Annotated in this window: 16 protein-coding genes; 7 read left to right on the top strand and 9 right to left on the bottom strand. The window is 53.5% G+C overall.

Going from position 1 to position 20,510, the window contains the following annotated elements:
* Positions 1 to 77: 77 nt before the first annotated feature.
* Positions 78 to 251 carry a hypothetical protein gene (locus TX82_RS16170; RefSeq protein ID WP_005007553.1) on the top strand — a complete coding sequence of 58 codons (174 nt, stop codon included), beginning with the start codon at positions 78 to 80 and terminating at the stop codon, positions 249 to 251.
* 36 nt (positions 252 to 287) lie between these two features.
* Here the strand turns inward: TX82_RS16170 and TX82_RS04565 are convergent, their stop codons facing one another.
* Both TX82_RS04565 and TX82_RS15955 read right to left on the bottom strand, forming a co-directional pair.
* Complete coding sequence (locus tag TX82_RS04565) at positions 288 to 485, bottom strand: hypothetical protein (RefSeq protein ID WP_005007551.1); 198 nt, start codon at positions 483 to 485, stop codon at positions 288 to 290.
* A 14-nt stretch (positions 486 to 499) separates the two neighbouring features.
* Positions 500 to 1,036 (bottom strand): YchJ family protein, encoded by a 537-nt coding sequence (locus TX82_RS15955; protein WP_005007549.1) that lies wholly within the window; start codon positions 1,034 to 1,036, stop codon positions 500 to 502.
* A gap of 228 nt (positions 1,037 to 1,264) precedes the next feature.
* On the opposite strand from TX82_RS15955, the gene TX82_RS04555 reads away from it, so the two are divergent.
* Entirely contained in the window at positions 1,265 to 2,770 is a 1,506-nt protein-coding gene (locus tag TX82_RS04555; RefSeq protein ID WP_187291909.1) for a hypothetical protein, read from the top strand.
* Positions 2,771 to 2,783: 13 nt separating this feature from the next.
* Here TX82_RS04555 and TX82_RS04550 read toward each other — a convergent pair whose 3' ends face one another.
* Together TX82_RS04550 and TX82_RS04545 are read right to left on the bottom strand one after the other, a co-directional pair.
* Positions 2,784 to 3,659 (bottom strand): MTAP family purine nucleoside phosphorylase, encoded by an 876-nt coding sequence (locus tag TX82_RS04550; protein ID WP_005007545.1) that lies wholly within the window; start codon positions 3,657 to 3,659, stop codon positions 2,784 to 2,786.
* 25 nt (positions 3,660 to 3,684) lie between these two features.
* Positions 3,685 to 4,191, bottom strand: a complete 507-nt coding sequence (locus TX82_RS04545) for a gamma carbonic anhydrase family protein (RefSeq protein WP_005007542.1) — start codon at positions 4,189 to 4,191, stop codon at positions 3,685 to 3,687.
* A 326-nt stretch (positions 4,192 to 4,517) separates the two neighbouring features.
* Between TX82_RS04545 and TX82_RS04540 the strand changes: the two genes are divergently transcribed.
* From TX82_RS04540 to TX82_RS04520, 5 genes are all read left to right on the top strand, one after another.
* Entirely contained in the window at positions 4,518 to 6,359 is a 1,842-nt protein-coding gene (locus TX82_RS04540) for a hypothetical protein (RefSeq protein WP_005007540.1), read from the top strand.
* Positions 6,356 to 8,245, top strand: a complete 1,890-nt coding sequence (locus TX82_RS04535) for a glycosyltransferase family protein (RefSeq protein ID WP_005007538.1) — start codon at positions 6,356 to 6,358, stop codon at positions 8,243 to 8,245. Before TX82_RS04540 ends, TX82_RS04535 begins: the two co-directional genes overlap by 4 nt.
* Positions 8,242 to 10,140: a glycosyltransferase family protein gene (locus TX82_RS04530; protein WP_005007537.1), complete on the top strand. Its 1,899-nt coding sequence runs from the start codon at positions 8,242 to 8,244 to the stop codon at positions 10,138 to 10,140. The genes TX82_RS04535 and TX82_RS04530 overlap by 4 nt, the downstream gene beginning before the upstream one ends.
* A 7-nt stretch (positions 10,141 to 10,147) precedes the next feature.
* On the top strand, positions 10,148 to 11,986 hold the full coding sequence (locus TX82_RS04525) for a glycosyltransferase family 39 protein (RefSeq protein WP_005007530.1): 1,839 nt from the start codon (positions 10,148 to 10,150) through the stop codon (positions 11,984 to 11,986).
* A 319-nt stretch (positions 11,987 to 12,305) separates the two neighbouring features.
* On the top strand, positions 12,306 to 13,889 hold the full coding sequence (locus TX82_RS04520; RefSeq protein ID WP_144079082.1) for a hypothetical protein: 1,584 nt from the start codon (positions 12,306 to 12,308) through the stop codon (positions 13,887 to 13,889).
* On the opposite strand, the gene TX82_RS15065 is transcribed toward TX82_RS04520, so the two are convergent.
* The 5 genes from TX82_RS15065 to nadB all read right to left on the bottom strand — a co-directional run bounded on the left by TX82_RS15065 (position 13,858) and on the right by nadB (position 20,474).
* Positions 13,858 to 14,586 (bottom strand): lysophospholipid acyltransferase family protein, encoded by a 729-nt coding sequence (locus TX82_RS15065; RefSeq protein ID WP_187291908.1) that lies wholly within the window; start codon positions 14,584 to 14,586, stop codon positions 13,858 to 13,860. The two genes, TX82_RS04520 and TX82_RS15065, sit on opposite strands and share 32 nt — an antisense overlap.
* Before the next feature lie 72 nt (positions 14,587 to 14,658).
* Positions 14,659 to 15,459, bottom strand: coding sequence for a hypothetical protein (locus TX82_RS04510; RefSeq protein WP_005007522.1), 801 nt, complete (start codon positions 15,457 to 15,459; stop codon positions 14,659 to 14,661).
* Between the two features lie 2 nt (positions 15,460 to 15,461).
* A complete protein-coding gene (locus TX82_RS04505) occupies positions 15,462 to 16,373 on the bottom strand; it encodes an aspartyl protease family protein (protein ID WP_005007520.1) in 912 nt (303 codons plus the stop codon).
* A complete protein-coding gene (locus TX82_RS04500; RefSeq protein ID WP_005007518.1) occupies positions 16,348 to 18,813 on the bottom strand; it encodes a DNA translocase FtsK in 2,466 nt (821 codons plus the stop codon). The genes TX82_RS04505 and TX82_RS04500 overlap by 26 nt, the downstream gene beginning before the upstream one ends.
* The gene (gene nadB / locus TX82_RS04495; RefSeq protein ID WP_005007516.1) at positions 18,810 to 20,474 is read right to left on the bottom strand and encodes an L-aspartate oxidase; all 1,665 of its coding nucleotides are present in this window, start codon (positions 20,472 to 20,474) and stop codon (positions 18,810 to 18,812) included. The genes TX82_RS04500 and nadB overlap by 4 nt, the downstream gene beginning before the upstream one ends.
* Positions 20,475 to 20,510: the final 36 nt, after the last annotated feature.

Here is a 20,510-nt window from a genome sequence, read left to right as displayed (position 1 = left end):
GATAATATTTCTGTCTCACGGAGGCTCCCCGCCTCCCACCTCAAGACCTCGTCCTTCAAAGGGGGGAAGGAAGTGTCATGACATTTCGCTACGAACCCACACCCGATCATCTGGGATACCTGATCGATCAGCTGAAAGAACTCCAGGCCCGGCAGGAGCTGCTGGACCGCATCGCCGCCCAGCAGGAAAAACACGAGCGCGCCCGGCGCCGCTTCGACCGCCTGCCGGAAGAACTCGCGCAGCGAAAATAACGCTCATCCATAAAACACGCAAAAGAAACCCGGTTTTTAATTCTGGAAGAACGCGTGCAGGAGGCCCTTGATGGCCCACAGGGCGAGGACGGCCCAGAACAGGGCGGCGCCGGTTTTGAACAGGATGTTCTCCCAGCGCGGGCTGAACGGCGACACCACAAACGCCAAAAGAAAAACCAGGAACACCGCGCCGGTGATGTAAGGCAGGGGAATGTTCCAGCCGAATCCGGGCATGGCCTATCCCGTGCTCACTTGCTGCAACATTTCTTGTACTTCTTTCCACTGCCGCAGGGACACGGATCGTTCCGGCCCACTTTCGGCTGGTCGCGGACGAAGGGTTTCTTCGGCTCGGCGGGTTCGTGGCCGCAACTTTGTCCCTCGGCATGCACGTGCGATTTTGACTTGGCCTCACTGTACACCCACCGCCCCGCTTCTTTTACAAAGGACGCGGTCTCGTGCAGGGATTTGTCCGCACCGTCTTCGGTGAAATGCGCGACGTACTCGACGGTGCCGGTGTCGTCGCCGACGCCCCCTTTCCGGGAACCATGCACATCCAGCCGTCGCCACGTGACGGGGCCCAGCCCTTCTTCAAAATCTTTGGGGGATTTGTCCGCCCGCTCTTCGGCGCACAAGGTATTGACGAGGAACTTCCATTCCTTCATGACGAACGCGCTGTAGCGGGCACGCATCAGGTCTTCGGCCGTATCGGCGTAGCCCGATCCGCGGATCAACCGGCCGCAACAGTCGGTGTACGGGGAATCGAGCCCGCAGGGGCAGTCTTTCATCGGTGTCTCCCGGGATGCAATCCCAAAGCGGTCGCCCGCCGGTTGGGATCCAAAATTTTTGCGCTTAGTTTACATGCTTGCGGACACGGATTGAAATCAGAATCGATGGTGTTTTCAGGATGATGTTTCCGGTAAGATAAAGCACCGTCGCCCGAAACCGGCGGCGTGGCGCACCGGGCGAACCGCGACGGCCTGCCGATCGAAAACCCGAATCGAAACACACCGACAATGGATTACTCCCGATTCTATCGTCCTCTCGTTCAGGTCCTCGTTTACGCTTACGCGTTGAATGCGTTCACCTTTGTGTACGCCGACCCGGACCTGTTCGGCCACATCACCTACGGCGGCGAGATCTGGAACTCCGGGCAAATTCCCCTCACCGACCCGTACGCCTACACGTCCCAAGGCCCGTGGATCAACCACGAATGGCTGATGGAAGTGGTGTTCTACCTCCTGTACGATGCGTGGGGTTCCTCCGGCCTGTTGATGTTTCGCCTCGTGCTTGGCCTGTCGATCATCCACCTTCTGACCGACCTTTACTTTTCACGCTCGAACAACCTTCTTGCATACGCGCTTCATTTCATCCTGCTGACGCACGTGCTGGCGTTCGGCTTCGCAATGCGCCCGCAACTGGCGACGTATTTTTTCCTGCCGGCCCTCCTATACCTCGTTTATGATTTTTTCGATGGCAACCGGAGCGCGCTGATCCTCATTCCACCCGTGTTCGTGCTGTGGGTGAACTGTCATGGCGGCGTGGTGGCCGGACTCGGCATCTTCTCGATGATCGTGGCGGTGGAAACAATACGCAACGCGTTCACCGGGGGATCGAACTGGAAATACCTGCTGGCCGCGTGGGTCGGGTCCTGTCTCGCGATGCTGGTCAATCCCTACGGCATCGACCTGCTCACCTTTTTCCTGAAAACCATCCCGCAGGCACGCGACGTGACGGAATGGTACGGTCTCAACCTGTTCGATGCCAGCCACCTGCATTTTAAAATCATGGTCCTGCTGTTTGCAGCAACCCTGCTTTTCCCGGTACCCAAACGCTGGTGGGAGGTGGCGATCATTCTGTTCGGGATTTACTTCGGCATCAAGCACGTGCGCCATACGGTGTTGACGGGGCTGCTGATGACGCCGTACCTGCCCCTGCAGCTTGCGGCGATCATGGGCCGTTTCCGTTCACGCACCTCTTTCTCCCCTGCCCTGCCGCGCCTGGCCCACGCCCTGATGGCCGTGATCATCATTGCCTTCGCGGCGTTCCAGGTAAACGTGCAGGCATTCAAACTCAAGCGTACGGGATTCGAATTGAAGGTGGACCCGGGATACTTTCCGATCCACGCCGTGCGTTTCCTGAAAGAGAATCGCATCCATGGCAATATCCTGGTGCCGACCAACTGGGGCCAGTACGTTATTTTCCACCTTCCACATTCAAAAGTTTCCAGCGATGGACGCTACTGGACCGTGTACGAGCCGAAGCTGGTCAGGCAGAACATGGTGTTTCATAAAGGCTGGCAGGGCTGGCAGTATTTTCTGAAATTTTATCCGCACGAGATCATACTGACCGGCAAAGAGAACCGGGAACTGGAAAAAACCCCGGGCTGGGTGAAAATATTTGAAGGACCCCGTGCGCGGGTGTTTGCACGGACCAGCCGCCCCTGGCACCCGGCTTACTTCAAACACCGGAATCAACTCTTGAAATACAACCCGGATCCCATACCCCTGCGATTCCCCTGAGCGAACAAGGGCATCAGGGTGGGCCCACCCATTCGCGCCAGTCGTCGCCGATCATGCCCTTGTCCCGGTAACGTTGGAGAGCGTGCGGGCAGTTGCACTGCGGGGTCCGATCCATCAGTTGGGTGAAGGCCCCGGCGATAATGGACGGGAAACGCTGCACCGCCGCCTCCACCTGCGTCTTCTCTTCACTGCTTTGCATGCCTTCGAACAGTTCCCCTTTTTTAAAATCCCGCTCGACCACACCTTCCGCGTAGTTGGTGAGGTAACAGACCGGCGCGTAGCAGATTTCGAGCTCGCGCGCCAGAAACGCCTCCGGGCACAGCGTCATGCCGACAAGGTCCGCACCGACAATGCGGAATTTTCTGATTTCGGCGGGCGATTCCAGCCGCGGCCCCTGCGTGCACACGTACACGGCTTTATCGTGGTGGGTCAACCCCGAGAGATGCATGCTTTCGTGCAGGGCGTCGCGCACCTCAGGGCAGAAGGGATGGCTTTGACGGATGAATCCCACTCCCCGGCCCTTAAAAAATGTGGATTCGCGGTTACGGGTTTCGTCGATCACATCGTGAGGCAGGACGAACTCGCCGGGACGGTAGGCACGATTGATGATTCCGGGTCCGCTCCACGCAATGATGCGTTGCACCCCGCATTCTTTCAGCGCGTAAATATTGGCACGGTAATTGACAAACGGTGCGGTGAGGGAGTAGTCGGTCTCTCCGTGCCGGGACAGAAACAGAAACGTTGTTTCGCCGAAACGGAATTCATGCAGAGGGGCGCTTTCGCCGAACGGGGTGGATTTCGATGAACAGGAAGCTTCCTCGCCCAGCAGGTTCCGGGTCAACAGGTGATAAGCGCCACTGCCACCGATGACTGCGAGGTTAGCTTGCATGGGCTTGCACCTTGGAAGAAGCCGGTCACTCGAAATAATGTTCGAGGTCCGCAACGTAATGCGCGGCGGACTCGCGGATGCTGCGGATTTCCTCGTCCGTCAATTCGCGCTTCACCCGCGCGGGCGAACCGACGGCAAGGCTTCGCGGCGGGATTTTGGTACCGGGGGTCACCAGCGCGCCGGCACCGACGATGCTGTTTTCGCCGACCTCCGCACCGTCCATGACCGTTGCGCTCATACCGATCAGGCACTGGTTCTGTATGGTGCAGGCATGAAGAACCGCATTGTGGCCGACGGTCACTTCGTCACCGATGATGAGCGGCAGGGTTTTGCGGGCGACATGCAGAACGCATCCATCCTGAATGTTGGTGCGCTTGCCGATGCGGATGTGATTGATGTCCCCGCGGACGGTGGCGTTGAACCAGACACTGCTGGATTCGCCGATGACGACATCGCCGATCACCCGGGCGTTGTCCGCAACCCACGCGGAGGAATGAACTTGAGGTGTTTTGTCGATGAAAGTTTGGATCATGATAGGGTTCCGACTCGTATTTGGCTTCGTGTATCTTCCGTTTTTCAAACTGGTTTGGTTTCCGGGGTCCCGGCAGGACCGAAGGGGGCCGGTTGCAATTCGGGTAGTATACCCTTAACCTGATATTTAAGGAAACACCTGTTATTCCAATTCCTTGAGGGCTGTCGGCGGCAAGCATTCCGGCCACTCGGGCCGCCTCTTTTCTGGAATCTATACATTATATATATCCGGCATTGAAAACAGAATCGTTCTCCAATTCATCCGACGTTGTGGCCGAAGGGACTTCCGGAACTTCAGAAGGGAGCCCCTTCGGAAGCCCGCCTCTTATGGAGCGCTCTTCCCGGGAACGTGTTCTGGAACAACGGGCCAGAGTATGGGGCCCCCTTCTGGCGACGGCCGCCGGTGTTTTCATGGTATCCATCGGGTGGCTCAGGTGGCCGGACCTGATGATCGATTACGGCGCACAGCTTTATCTTCCCTGGCAGATCACCGAAGGACGCGTTCTCTACCGCGACCTTTTTTATCTGTATGGCCCGCTATCCAGTCACGCGCACGCTCTATTGTTTTTGATTTTCGGAACGAGTTTTCGCGTTCTTGTTTGGTTCAATCTTCTGCTGACTGCGGGGCTCGCCGGGGTTATTTTTGTTCTGTTCCGACGCATTGCGGATGCGCTGACCGCTTCGCTTTGCGCTTTGTCCTTTGTCGTCGTTTTCGCTTTAGCGCAATACCAGGGTGGGGGCAATTTCAACTTCGTTGCACCTTATAATTATGAATTGACGCACGGCGTCATCCTCGGGATTGTCACCCTGCTCGTGTTTCATTCTTATGTAAGGCGGCCTGCGGTCTGGACTCTTATGACGCTGGGGGTTCTCACCGGCATGGTCTTCCTCACCAAGCCGGAGGCCTTCCTGGCATTGTTTGCGACAATGATCGTCGGCCTGCCGCTGGCACTGTACTTTCGAACCGAGTCTTGTCGCGTCAAACTGTTCAATGCGCTGGTGTGGGTCGCGTCGTTTTTCGCGGCACCCTTTCTGTTCTGGGTCTATCTTTCATTGAGGATGCCCGCACAAAAGGCTTTCGAGGGATTGATCGGTCCCTGGCTGCACGTGCTGGATCCGTTCACGCGCACCCTTCCCCTTTACCAGTGGATACGCGGCATAAACGATCTTTCCGGAAACCTGGTCCAGGGATTGGGGTTTGCGCTGGGATGGGCCGCAGTGCTGGTGATGGTGGCCGGGATTCACCGATTGTTCCAACGCGGGAATCCAGACGTGGTGACATCATTTACTGGGGGAGCGCTGGTTATCCTGCTTATGCTCACAGCCTGGTGGGTTTCTGTACCGTGGCTGGAGTTGGGCCGTCCTCTCCCCCTTTTCGTATTGGGTTACGGCTTCTATCAGGCAAGGCGGTTCATGCGGGCTTCTGCCGCGGAAAGGGGACAACCTTTGTTCCTTCTCGTGTTTTCCGTGTACGCGTTCGTTCTTATGCTCAAGATTGTCTTCAACGTGCATGTGTACCATTACGGCTTTGCACTCGCGCTACCCGCCTTCTTGCTGTTTCTTCGCTTTGCCCTCTATGATTTACCGGGATGGTTGCCCACGGCACCAAATCGTTTTCCCTTCGCTCGCTTGGCGTTCGCCGGCTTGATCCTTGTATTTATCGTGGCGCATGGGAATGTGTCCTACAAATTGTACCCATTAAAAAATTATCCCGTCGGTTCCGGCTCTGACACAATAATGGAGTACTACCCTTTTCTGAATCCACGGGGAGAGATCGTGAACCAGGCTCTGCATTACATGCGGGAAAAAATGGATCCGCAGGCGGGGTTCCCCGTTTTCCCTGCCGGCAACATGTTGAACTACCTGTCGCGCCATCCGAATCCGTTTCCCTTTATTTTCTTTACCCCTCCGGAAGTACATTTTTTCGGAGAAGAGACTTACCTCAAACGACTTCAATCCCGCCCACCACCCTACATCGTATTCGTGGAAATGGACCACTCCTGGCTGGGTGCACCCTACTTTGGCCGGGACTATGCACGGGATCTGTACGCGTGGGTGATTGCAAATTATCACCAGGACGCGCTGTTTGGGGAATTGCCGTTTAGCGGGAAGGGCTACGGGGTCCGGATTATGAAGCATTCATCCGCAACCACCGATAATCCATCGTGAAGATCTCACAGGACGCCAAATTAAATTCGACCCGCACGGTGAGTGACGACCGGGCATCCACCGGGCTAGCCCGGTATGCCGGACTGATTCCCGTGTTTCTGGCGGGGGCGGTGATGATCGCCTGGGGATGGCGCCGGTGGGCGGACCTGCTGGTCGATTATGGAAACCAGCTATACGTTCCCTGGCGCATCGCGGAAGGAGACGTGCTCTATCGGGACCTTTTTTATGTTTTCGGTCCACTCTCTTCCTACCTGCACGCGGGTTTGTTTTCTCTTCTGGGTCCAGGGGCCCATTATCTCAGCCTGTTCAATATCTTCCTCACAGCGGTGTTGACCGCCCTCATTTACAGCCTGGTGCTTCGTCTTTCCAACCCTTGGACGGCAACTTTGGCGTCCCTTGTATTCCTTTTGGTGCATGCGTTGGGTCAGCATAAATTCCTTGGAAACTACAACTTCATCCAGCCTTATTCGTATGACCTGACTCACGGAATCCTGCTCAGCTTCCTCTCCCTGCACCAGGTATTGAAGTATCTCGAACGACCGACATCAAACCGGGTTCTCACCATTGGCCTGCTGCTGGGCCTGGTGTTCTTGACCAAGATTGAAGTCATGCTGGCGGCGGGTCTGGCAGTGCCAACGGGCCTAGTTCTGGCAGTGTGGGCTCATCGCCTGCCGGGAAAGGCCATTGCACGCCATGTTTTTATTTTCCTGATGGCCGCCTCCACGCCTTTGATTGTTTTCCTCATCTTCTTTTCCCTGCACATGTCCCCTGCCGAAGCATGGCACAGCCTAATACTGCCGTGGAAACTGGCCCTCGCTCCGGAGGTGCACGATTTTTTCTATTTCAAGAAAATGAAAGGCCTCGCTTTTCTGGGTCACAACCTGTACCAGATTTTTTTATACACCGGCATTCTGGCAGTCATTCTCGCCGGTCTTCTGGCCTGCAACCGGTTTCTCAATAAGAAAAACAAAAACACCTGGAGACCGGCGCTGATTTTGTCGGCATTGCTTGCCGCCGCTGTCCTTGCCGGGTTCCAGCAAATTCCCTGGCGGTACTTTCTAAAACCTCTGCCCCTTCTGATGCTTCTTGTCGGCGTGTTTTTGATCTTTGAGATTCAAAAAAACTTTACACCAAACCGTCGTTTCGTTCGAGATGCGGGATTGTTTGTTCTAACGGTGTTTGCCCTGGCACTCCTCCTCAAGGTGTTTTTTCGAGTTGTCATAATGCACTACGGATTCGCCCTGTCCGTCCCGGCGGTCCTGGTGACCGTAATCGCACTGACTCACATCCTGCCGGGAGCTATTCAAAAGCATTGGGGTCCGCAATATACCTACCGTTTTACTGCATCCGTGTTGCTCATTATTTATATTGGAGCGATGTGCTTCGACTCTTATCTGTTCTTCAACAAAAAGCAACTGGCAATCGGGCGGGGTCCGGATCTCATGTACGACTACCATCCCATGAGCCGGATTGAGGGAGGCAAACCCTTTGTGAAAGGCATGCTCACGAAATTTGCATTGGAATACATCGAAAAGGAAATTCCTCCAGATGCCACAATGACAGTGATGCCGGATGCTGTCATATTCAATTACCTTTCACGCCATCGCGACCCCGCCAAGGGATTTCTGTTGAACCCCGTCACCTGGGTTTTGTTTGAAAAAGACGATCATCTATTGCGCCTGCTAAGGAACGAACCTCCTGATTACATTGTGATGGTGGACCGGAGTTATTTCGAATTCGACCTTCCCCTCTTCGGCCGGGATTACGGCGTATTCATAAACCGCTGGATCCAGGAAAATTACGGCTTGATCAAACAGATCGGTGCAGAACCCTTCACGGTATCGGGATTCGGGATTCAAATTTACAGGCAAAGGAAGAATTCATGAAATCGACTTCCCCTCATCCCCCTCCCAGTACCAAAGGGCCCTCGGAACGCTTTCAAACAGTCATGGCATGGGTCGGACCGGTGGTTGTTTTTATCGGGGGGGGACTCATGCTCTGGCTGAGTTGGCAAAGATGGGCCGACGTACTGATCGATTTTGGAAACCAGCTATATATCCCCTGGCGCATCGCTGAAGGAGAAGTTTTATACCGCGATCTTTTTTATGTTTTCGGGGTTCTGTCTCCCTACCTACATGCCTTGATTTTCAAACTCGCCGGGCCGGGAGCCTTGTATATTTCCCTTTTCAATATCGGGCTGACAATCGCACTCACCGTGGTGCTTTATCGCATGGTGAGTTCAATTTGCAGTGCGTGGACTGCGACCCTGGGCGCCCTCTTGTTTCTCGTAATCCATGCTCTTGGCCATCACCGTTACCTTGCAAATTTCAACTTCATTCAACCATACTCCTACGATCTGACCCATGGAATTCTGTTGGCCTTCATCACGTTGGCTGTTTTTCTTGAATACATCAAGTTCCCTACCACCAAAAGGCTTCTGGCGATCGGTTTTCTTTCCGGACTGACTTTGCTGACCAAAATCGAAGTGATGTTTGCGCTCGGACTGGCGGGGGCAGCAGGTTTGGGAATCGTGTTCCGTTTTCACAGGATGGATGGGCGACGCATTGCAATGAATCTGCTTGCCCTCTCAACAGCTTTTTTCCTCCCTGCTCTTCTGGCCCTCTGTTATTTCGCTACCCTGATGCCTCTTGCCGATGCCTTTTCCAACCTGCTTCTTCCCATTGAATATTCGTTAAATCCGGAGGTCAAAAACCTTCCTTATTACAAGTTGCTCATGGGAACCAATGCGCTTGGCCGCAATCTGATTTTCATGTTTTTGTATTTAATGGTTTTTATTCTTATGGTGAGCGGAATCGTTTTTATCAATCAGAAACTGGATGAATCAGGCAGGAATGATTGGAGATTCGGTTTGCCAACCGCGGTTTTAATTCCCCTGCTTTCTTGGTATTTTTTCTGGGCCATCCCCTGGAAATGGATATTGAATCCCCTGCCCTTCATCATGATCGGTATTTTTATTGCTATCATCTGGCACGTCAAATCACGATCACTTTCTGACCGGGAACACCAAAAATATATTTTTCTTCTGGTACTTACTTTATTTTCCCTGTTCCTGCTGTCTAAGATCTTTTTTAACACAGTGATATATCATTATGGTTTCGCTCTCACGTTCCCCGCGTCCCTCATGGTGATCATACTCGTCACCGATCTCCTTCCAGACTGGATACGAAGGGATAACGTATCCACATTTTTTTATACCATGACCACAGCGTCTCTTTTTGCGGTTTACCTCTTCGTTATGGTTTACGACTCTTACCTGTATTATTCAAAAAAGGTGATCCCCGTCGGGGAGGGCGTCGATCGTTTTTATGAATACGCCCCAAACAGCCGCCCTCATTTCGGGCGTCCCTACATGGAACCCATCGTAACCCGGTACCTGCTTGAATACATGGAGGAGAATCTAGAGCCCGAGGCCAAAGTCGCGGTGTTTCCCGATTCGGTCATGATCAATTACCTCACGCGGCACAAGGATCCCATTAAAGGGTTTTTAGTCAATCCACTGACCTGGATCCTAATCGGAGGCGATCCGCCGCTACTGGAGCAATTGAAAGCCAATCCTCCGGACTACATCGTTTTAGTTGAGCGGCAATACCCAGAATGGGGAATGGAGCATTTTGGGAAGGATTTTGCCCAAACCGTTTATCAGTGGATTATGGAAAATTACTCTCGTGAAAAAAAAATTGGCGCCATTCCATTTACCAAGAGTGGGTTCGGTGCCTTGGTTTATAAAATGAAAGAGCATTCAAACAGCTCTTCTTCCTGAGTTTCCAATGATCCAAAGACTTCATTTTTGGTATACCGGAGGCCTGCCGATCGGTTCAGCTTTGATTGTCTGGACGATGGTCAGCTGGCAACGCTGGCCGGACCTCCTGGTGGATTTTGGTCAGCAGGCTTATGTTCCCTGGGCGTTGTCGCAAGGCCAAATCCTTTATCGCGATGTCGCTTATTTTCATGGCCCCCTGTCTTCTTATATCCACACTCTTGTTTTTCTTATATTCGGGCCTGGAATCCTGCAACTGGCCCTTTTCAATTTGGCTTTGGTATCGCTTGTCTCTTTTCTTATTTTTCGGCTCTGCCATTATTTCAGCAATCGCCTGAACGCAACCCTCATTTGCCTGTCATTTATTACCGTTTTTGTCTTCGCACATCATATGGGATTTGGTAGTTTCAACTTCATCGCCCCATACACATACGATCTCACGCATGGGATCCTGCTCGGGATTTTTACTCTGTTTCTTTTTTACCGCTATCTGAAATCGCCGCGCTTGCAAACCCTTTGCGCCCTCGGAGTGTTGCTTGGCCTGGTTTTTCTCACCAAGGTCGAGGTTTTTCTCGCCGTTTCTCTCAGTCTGGGGGGAGGTCTTTTTATTTTCTGGTCGCAACGCCGCTTGCACTCAAAAACCATTTTGCTCAACGCTGCGGTTTTTGCAGGGTGTTCACTTTTACCCATTTTGGCCTTTGCCCTTTATTTTTCTTTCTTCATGCCGGTGACCCGTGCTTTTTCCCATATATTGGGTCAGTACCTTAATGCCGCAGATCCCGTCATTCGCACCATGCCCTATTATCAATTCACCCTGGGCTGGATGCACCTCGAAGACAACCTGAAACGAATGGGTTTGCACGCATTGATTTTTCTGTGCCTCGGTGGGCTGGTAAGTTATCTCAATTATATTTTTTTCCGCAACCGAACCAATAACAGATTGACCGGGCTGCTATTGGGATTATTAACTCTGGTGGCTCTCTGGGCTCTTACGGACACCATTCCCTGGCTGGAAATCACCCGCGCCTTTCCAATCATTTTATTTATTACAGGTTTTTATCTGGCCATTCGAATCGGGCGGGGACAGCGGCTAATTCAGATTACCCGGCGTAGAATTATTTTCCTCACTCTTATTGTTTTTTCCCTGACTCTCACATTCAAGGCGTTTTACAACCTGCGTCTTTCCGACTTGGGGTTTGCTCTGGCGATGCCCGCCACTCTGGTCATGCTGTTTTTTGCATTGCATTCTCTACCCCGCATTGCGGAACGGATCTCCGGTAATGCCGTTATCATTCGATCCGTTTCCATTAGCGCTGTTTTGTATTTCATTGCTGTCATCGGCATGAACAGTTTTTTTGCCTACCAGAACAAAACTTACCCCGTTGGCGAAGGAGTGGACCGGATTTTCGATTTTCAGCCTCTTGTGCAGTACCCGGACGGACGGATATTTTCCCGTGGTCTCATTGTTAACGAAACACTGGAACTACTGAAAAAAGAAATGGGAGAAAAAACTGACCTGCTCACCCTTCCTGACGCCATGATTTTCAATTACCTTTTACGCAAGTCCTTTCCAACCAGGGACACGTTGTTCAGCCCTCTCACCATGCGCACCCAGGATGAAAATGGAGTATCGACCCGGTTGCAGGCCGCCCCACCCTCCCATATCCTCATGGTGCATGCGGATTACCAATGGTTCGGTCAACGTCATTTCGGAACCGATTATGCCCGCTCTGTAATGGAATGGATACAACGCGATTACGTCCTGGTTCGCCAGATCGGGGCAACGCCATTTGAGGGCAGGGAATTTGGCGTTCAAATTTTCAAACGTTCACTTCCAGGAAAGTCCTGAGTTTATGACCTTCAATCAATCCAAGCCTTCCACCAGACTCATCCAGGTTCAGTGGAACGCCCTGGGTCCTCTGCTCATCACACTTTCATACGCTTTCATGACGTGGATCAGTTGGCGCCGCTGGCCCGATATAATCATGGACTTTGGCCAGCAGTTGTATGTCCCCTGGATGCTTTCCGAAGGGCAGGTTCTCTATCGTGACGTTGTGTATTTTCACGGCCCCCTTGCATCGTATATCAACGCCGCCTTATTTTATTTCCTTGGGCCGGGCATGATCCACCTCGCCCTCGCCAACCTGTTTTTGGTTTACGGGTTTTCGTTGTTTCTTTTCTACTGGATGAAGCAGATCAGCGATACCATCTGCGCCACCCTGGCGGGTGTCACTTTTGTTCTGGCCTTCGCTTTTGCCTACTATTGGGGAATGGGGCTGCTGAACTTTGTCTGCCCTTATGTTTATGACCTGACCTACGGATTCATGCTGGGGTGCGTCGCCCTTTACCAGTGCGGACGCTATTTGGAATTTCGCGAACCTGCCCGTCTTCTGGGGGTTGGTCTTTTGTTGGGACTCGTGTTTTTGACCAAAGCGGAAATGTTTGCCGCCGTCATTTCCGCTGTGGGAATAACCCTTCTCGTGGATTTGCGCGGGAGGGATGAACCGGTGCGAAAAACCCTTCTGAGGGTTCTTTTGTTTGTTGGTCCCATCTTTGTGTTTCCTCTTTTTTTCTTCTTTTATTTCGCTTTCAAAATGCCGATGGAGGAAGCTGCCCATCATCTTTTCAGCCAATGGATTCATGGGCTCAACTTGAATATTCATTCCCTGTTTTATTACAGATTTGTTTCTGGCACGATGTTTCTGGAGGCCAACCTTCTTAAAATCTCCGTCCATCTTCTGGTATACGCACTCCTGCTGGCAATCCTGATCGGTTTAAATTTATGGCTTGAGAAACATGGCAAGAACTCACCCCGTGCGGGGCTGTACTTTGGGCTGGCAGTTGCCACGGGACTCATTCTTTTATATCCGCAGATTCCCTGGCGGCATCTTCCACGATCCTTTCCTGCCATTCTGGTGATTTTTTGTCTGGGGGTGGGCATTTTCCTTGTCAAAAATCTTCCATCACTTCGGAAAAGAGTTCAGCTCCTTTCCTTTTTCATGCTGGGCGTATTTGCCCTGGTCCTCACCTTGAAAGTATTTTTCAACTTAAATACATCCCATCTGGGGTTTGTCCTCGCCCTTCCTGCCACGCTGGTCATGGTTACCGGGCTTCTCCACTTCCTTCCGAAATTTATTGAATCCGGGAACAAAACCGCCTGGCTTTTTCGTTGCGGAACTTATGGGCTGGTTGCAGTGACGGTACTCATCTGGACCAGCATCTCGTACAACCAATACCAGATTAAAACTTACCCCGTGGGTAGCGGTGCGGACATGATCTATGATTTCCCACCCAACGCGGTTCGTTTCGACGGAACCCCGCTGGACCGGGCGGAGATTTTAAGCCATGCATTGAGTTTCCTGGAAAAAGAGGTGAAGTCCAACGAGACCATTTTATCTCTACCCGATTCCATGATGATCAACTACCTGCTCCGCCGCCGGTTCCCAACACGCGACACTATTTTCAATCCCCTGGTGTGGATCATTCGTGGCGATCCTGCAATGATCCAATTAATGGAGGATCACCCCCCCGACTATGTGGTATACGTCAACATCGACTTCACCATTTTTGGAAGCCCCGTTTTTGGAAAAGACTATGCCAGTGGACTAAAGAATTGGATTGAAGCCCGGTACACTCCCATGCGGCAGTTTGGGGGCACACCGTTTCAAAGCAAAAGATTTGGAGTTCAAGTTCTCAAACTCAAAGATTCGGAAGGAATTTCTAATATTCAGAAGGGGCCCCGACTTCAGTGACATGGGAGTTTTTTTCGTTCGGGTTATTGTGGAACGCGTGATATAGGAGGTCGTGGCTCGCTCGGGAAAGCTCCTGTCTTGTTTTTGCAGGGGGGATTGGAGGGAACACCCGGACTTTTGCACGCAACCCCTTGGACTTCAAAACCCGGATCATGTGCTCACCCAGGGTCCCCGTCCAACTGGCCACGTAGGGCTCCCCTCCTCCCTCGTAACGGATCAACACCGGAACCACCGGCCTTTTTTCCTGCACCGCGGCCTCGAATGCGGACGGTTTGAACGGATACACATCATCTCCCTTGGTGACACTGCCCTCCGGAAACCAGGCGACATTGAAACCGTCGCGCATGCGCTTCCGGATGCTGTCGATCATGCCCGTCACCTGGTGGCGGCGGCTTCGATCCACAAAAATGGTTTTTCCCAACTGCGCCATTTGCCCCACCACTGGCCAGCCATTCACCTCCGCTTTGGAAACAAAAAACAATTTGAAGTTGGCCGCCATCAAAAAAATATCCACTGCCCCCACATGATTGGCGACGATCATCGATCCCGCGGGAATATTGAGATCCCCCTCCACGGTATAACTCAGTCCGATAGCAGCACATGCTCGGCGGCCCCAGAAACGGGCAAACCATCCCACCCACTTGCAATGGGATTTCTGGTTATTACGAAACAACAGCCACAACACTATGGATGTCAAGAAAGAGAGGATGACCACTGAAGTTATCAGAACAAGGCGATATCCCATACGCAGGAAAGGCATAAAATTCCTTTAAAACAGGTTTTTGGAGCGACGTATGCATCTAAACATTTCCATGAACACCAGACGGATAAAACAATCCCTGTACGAAAGCAGCATCCTAGGAAAACGAATCGGGCGGTGGGGTCGCCTCCCCAATCCGTCAAGCAGACATTCGCCTATGCGATTCCACACCTCCGCCGAACGGACCAACCCAAAATGTACGTGGTCCCATCCCAGGTAGTCGTCCAAAGGGGGAATCAAATGAAAGTGAGAGCTTTTATATTCTTTTAAAAAAGCATTGACCCGCCGCACCCTTTTAATGGCTTCTTCCCGGGAGATGCGGGACTTGGGGTATAAAAATGTTCGGATGGGATAGTATACCATTGCAGGCACATTGCCTTCAAAATATACCGGCAGAGTGGTTGCGTAAATTTCCGCATTCAGATCCTCCAGCCGCCCAAACAGGTTTTTCATGGTCGCAATCAAGGAGTCCCCATCCATTCCGTATAACAAATCATTCCCAATATCTGTAATTAAGGCAACAATTCGATTTCCATCCCGGGCCTGTTTCCGAACGCGTTCGAACAACGGGCTTTCAGCAATGGGCGGGTACGAAATGTTGAACATGCCTCCCCAACAACCATAGCCGCGACCCGGCCCACAAGCCGTATATATTTTCACCGCTTCCGGCTTCAAATTCCGGGTCAGATAATTTGCAAGCGCGCTGTAGCCCCGGGCCAGATTGCTGGCTCCGAGCAATACGCAAATATGAAATTCATTTTCGCCAATGAGAGAAGTTGAAGGAGAGGGAATTCCGGAGTCGCCATTCATAATCAAGGGAGCTGAACGCGCATGTTCTTTGGATCCATACGAAATTCCTGAGGAAGGTCCACCCGCGTGGCCCGCTTGTCCAGCGACTGATAAAGTTCTTCATAAAATTGGGAAAGCTTATTAAAATTGTTCCTGGCGCGGAAATCATTCTTGTTTCTTTCCGCCATCATTCGATAGCCCAGCATTTTGCTGATATAGGCCTCATACCTGCGTTGCCACCATATTGACGGCTTGCCTCCCCAGGTGGCTTCCCCCTTTTTTCCCAGCGGGTCGAGAATCAATGCATCGTCCGTACTGTCCACCCGGACCTGGAAATCACCAAGAAAGCTCATACCCAGAAGGCCGTCAAACCCTTCCCCCAAAAACGGGTTCACATTGGCTTCCACATTTTCCACCTTGGCACTTCCAACTTTAAGAGACCGGAGAAGGAGCAAAGGAGAATCCACCATGCCGCCACCTGTCTGGACCTGCAGCTTGGGTAAGGCCCCAAGGTTTCGATGCACCTTGCGTCCCAATTCCTCTGAAAGAGTCACGCTGGACGCGCCCGTATCCACAACAAATCTACCCGGTATCCGGCCGTTGATCATCACCTCAACAATATAATTGCCGTTTCCGATGGGAGTCAGTGGAACTACGTGGTTTTTTGGGACTGGCTCCGGAACTTTCAGTTTCACAGGGTTGGTGGTTTCCGGAGGGGTTTCGTAAGTTTGGATTTTCTGTTCTTCCCGGTATTTCAGGGGAATTTTTGAAGGATTGTCGGTGAAGTGCAATTTGCCTTTATCGTCGCGCCATTTATAAATCTTGGCAACCGCTTCAGGTGCAGAAAGGCTCATGGCCAGCCATACGGCTAAAGCCAGGACAGTCGCCAGCACGACGCTTGTTCTTGGCTTAATCGAAAGGAATTGGTTTGACATACACTTCCCGGGGTTTGATGCCGTCGGAGGGCCCCACCACACCTTCGCGTTCCATGATTTCGATCATACGCGCCGCACGGTTGTAGCCCACCCGAAGGCGCCGCTGGAGCATGGAGATCGACGCCTGTTTTTCTTTGGCGACGATCGCCACCGCGTCGTCATACAGCTCATCAAATTCCTCTTCCTCTTCGGCGCGCTGTTTCTCCGCTTCCACTACTTCCTCGAACACGTCTTCGCGCAACTCCGCTTCCTTCGGCTGGTCCTTGATGAATTTCAGGATGCGGTTGATCTCTTCATCGCTCACCATGCAACCGTGGATGCGCTTGAGGCGCGACGTCCCCGGAGGCAGAAACAGCATGTCTCCCTTGCCCAGAAGTTTTTCCGCGCCGACGCTGTCCAGAATGGTGCGCGAGTCGACACGCGACGTCACCTGGAACGAAATGCGCGCCGGGAAATTAGCCTTGATGATGCCTGTCAGCACGTCCACCGAAGGCCGTTGCGTCGCCACAATCAAATGAATGCCCGCGGCGCGCGCCATCTGGGCCAGGCGCGTCAGCGAATCCTCCACACCCTTCGACGCCACCATCATGAGGTCCGCCAACTCGTCAATGATGATCACGACATAAGGCAGTTTCTGGAGCACCTCCGGTTCGGCCTCCTTTCCGGTTTCCGCATTTTCATCCAAATTTTCTTCGACAAACGTTTCTTCCACCGGGGCCGCTTTCTTTTTCGCTTTTTTATTTTTTCTTTCTTCTTCCTCGCGCTGACGTTCCAGTTTGGCAACAAGTTCGTTGTAACCTGTGATATTGCGCACACCTTTTTCCGCCATCATCTTGTAGCGCCGCTCCATCTCCGCCACCGCCCACTGCAGGGCCGCCGCGGCCTTTTTCGGATTGGTCACCACCGGCGCTATGAGATGCGGGATGCCGTCATACATCGAAAGCTCCAGCATCTTCGGATCGATCATGATCATTTTCACTTCCTCCGGGTTGGCATTGAGAAGGAGGCTGATGATCATGGAGTTGATGCCGACAGACTTGCCGGACCCGGTCGAACCTGCAATCAACAAATGCGGCACCTGTGCCAGGTCCTGCACCATGGGCACACCAATGTTGTCCTTGCCTACTGCCAGGGTCAGTTTCGACGGCGAGCTCTGGAACGCGTCCGACTGAATGATCTCTTTAATAGGAACCGTGTCGCGTTTCGGATTCGGCAGTTCAATCCCCACCACCGATTTCCCGGGCACCGGTGCAAGAATGCGAACACTGGGCGCGCGCATGGCGAGCGCAAGGTCGTCGGTCAAGGAAAGGATGCGGCTCACCTTCACCCCCGGCGCGGGTTCGTATTCATAAAGCGTGATCACCGGGCCAGGCAGAACCTGCACCACCTTGCCCGCGATGCCGAAATCCGAAAGCTTGCGCTCGAGGATGGTCGAATTCAGCATGATCTCCTCGCGCAGTTTTTCCACGTTTTTGATGTGGACGGGCTCGTCCAGAAGATCCACCGGCGGCACACGGTAATCGCCTGTCTCATGAACGAAGGGAAAATCCTCCTGCGTCGCGAACGCGGGTTTTTCTTCCGGCTCCTCTTCCTTTTTCTTTTTGGAACGGATTGCCGATGGCTCCGGCTGCTTGGTAACCGGGGTCATGATTTCGTTCGGCACGAAAGCCTCGCTGGATACGATGACCGGTTCGCTCAGCTTCGGCCGGTTGTCGCGCATGGTTTTGCGGATCATTTTCAGGAACCGCCATAACCCTTTCGTACCTTCCTGCACCAGCGCAATCAATGCCGCACCGAGCGCCAGCAGTTGCGTGCATCCTTTCACTGCCATGCGCACTGCAAAGCGGAACAGGTTGCCGGTTCCACGAATCATCGTGTCCATCGGCACGCCCACCATCCCCATGATGGCGATGAACATCATCGTCACCAGCACCAGTCGCGCGCCCCACGCATTCAGCCACAAGACCAGGTAGGAAGAAATGTATCCGCCCGCTATACCGCCTGAAACGGTGGCATGACCGAAATAAGGATCAGGATCGAAACTCATGGTGAGCAGGCCGCACAACACCACCCAGAACAGGAAGCCGAAGCTCAGCATGGCGGGCCAGCGGGAAAACTCCTTGCCCCGGATGAGTCCCCAGCTAACGATGAACGTGATCAACGGAAACACGAAGGCCCCGGTGCCGAAGGTTTGTACCAGCAGGTCTGCCAGGTACGCACCGACAATGCCGCCATTGTTCTGCACCTCCACCGCCTGTATCACCTGGCTGTGAAGAGACGGATCCTTCGGTGTGTAAGTGAGCAGCGAATAAAGTGCAAATACGGTGAAGCCGATCAGCATCACGCCAAACACATCGCGCAACGGATGCAGGCGCGTGGGCGCGGCGGTATCCTTCGACAGGATTTTCGATTCGGGTTTGTTGTTTTGCGTTCCACTCATGATGGGTTGGCTCGTTTCCGGGTTCGTGTTTGGCTCAACAGGCGCTGGGTCGTGTCCTGCAACAACGTCTCCACCGACAGCCGGGTCTCGTCCGGTTCGGGGTAATCCAGGTTGTAATGCAGACCCCGGCTTTCCTTGCGTTTCAGCGCACCTTCAATGATCAGGCGCGCGGTGATGGCGATGTTGCGCAACTCCAGCGTGTCCCTGGTGATATTGAAACTCCAGTAATATTCCTGTATCTCCTCCAGCAACATGGAGATGCGACGGTGCGCCCGGTGCAGGCGCTTGTCGGTGCGCACGATGCCGACGTAGTTCCACATGAGGCGGCGGATTTCATCCCAGTTGTGCGACACCACAACCGACTCGTCGCTTTCAACGGCGTCGCCCGGGTCCCACTCCGGAATCTCTTCCTGCAACACGATCCTCTCCTGCGACTCAGGGAGCAACTCCCGCGCCTTGAAAACCGCACGGTGCGACAGCACCAGGCCTTCCAGCAACGAATTGCTCGCCAGGCGGTTGGCACCGTGCAGGCCGGAATACCCGACCTCCCCCGAGACGAACAGGCGGCGGATGTTGGTCTGCCCGTTGAGGTCGGTCACCACTCCGCCGCACATGTAATGCGCCGCCGGCACCACGGGCAGGGGTTCGCGCGTCATGTCGAAGCCGAACGACATGCAGGTCTTGTAAATATTCGGAAAACGTTCGCGCGTCAGGTAACCCTCGAGATGCGTCACATCGAGGTACACACAGTCGTCGCCGCTCTTTTTCATTTCGTAGTCGATGGCGCGCGCCACCACATCGCGTGGCGCCAGGCATCCGAGCGGGTGGTACTTTTCCATGAAAGTTTCACCGTTCTTGAGGCGCAGGATGCCGCCTTCCCCACGCACTGCTTCGGAAATCAAAAACGATTTCGCCTGCGGGTGAAACAGGCACGTCGGATGAAACTGGAAGAATTCCATATTGGCGACCTTTGCCCCCGCGCGGTAGGCCACCGCCACACCGTCGCCGGTCGCCGTATCCGGGTTGGAAGTGTAGAGATACACCTTGCCCGCCCCGCCGGTGGCAAGCAGAACTCCCTTGCCGAGAAACGTGTTCACTTCGCCTGTGTTTTCGTTGAGTGCGTAGAGACCCAGCGCTTCGTCCTCCGCGCTGCCGGGGATGACGGACGCATCGAGGTTGGCGCGGGTGATCAGGTCCACCGCCATGTGGTAGGTATAGACATCGATGTTTTTCCGGCCCTTTATGGCGTCGATCAGCGTACGCTCGATTTCCCAGCCGGTCATGTCGTCGGCGTGCAGGATACGGTGCTTGGAGTGGCCGCCTTCACGGGTGAGATGATAGGCATCTTCCGGCGTGCGGGTGAAACGCGCACCCAGGTTCACCAGTTCGCGCACCAAAGTGGGACCTTCCTGCACGATGCAGCGCACCACGTCCTTGCGGCACAGGCCGCGCCCCGCTTCCAGCGTGTCGGCGACGTGCAGGTCGATCGAATCGTCCGCCGCCATGACGGACGCAATGCCGCCCTGCGCGTACTTGGTCGCCGATTCGTCCAGCGCATCCTTGGTGATGAGCGCCACCGAACCGAATTCGGAAATTTTGAGGGCGAAAGTGAGCCCGGCAAGGCCACTGCCCACGACTATGAAATCGCGCGTGATTCTCATGAAGAAATTGTACCGCCAAAACCCAAAAAAATCAAT

The sequence above is a fragment of the Nitrospina gracilis 3/211 genome, assembly GCF_000341545.2.
GTDB lineage: Bacteria > Nitrospinota > Nitrospinia > Nitrospinales > Nitrospinaceae > Nitrospina > Nitrospina gracilis.
This window is presented reverse-complemented; position numbering and strand designations above follow the sequence as displayed.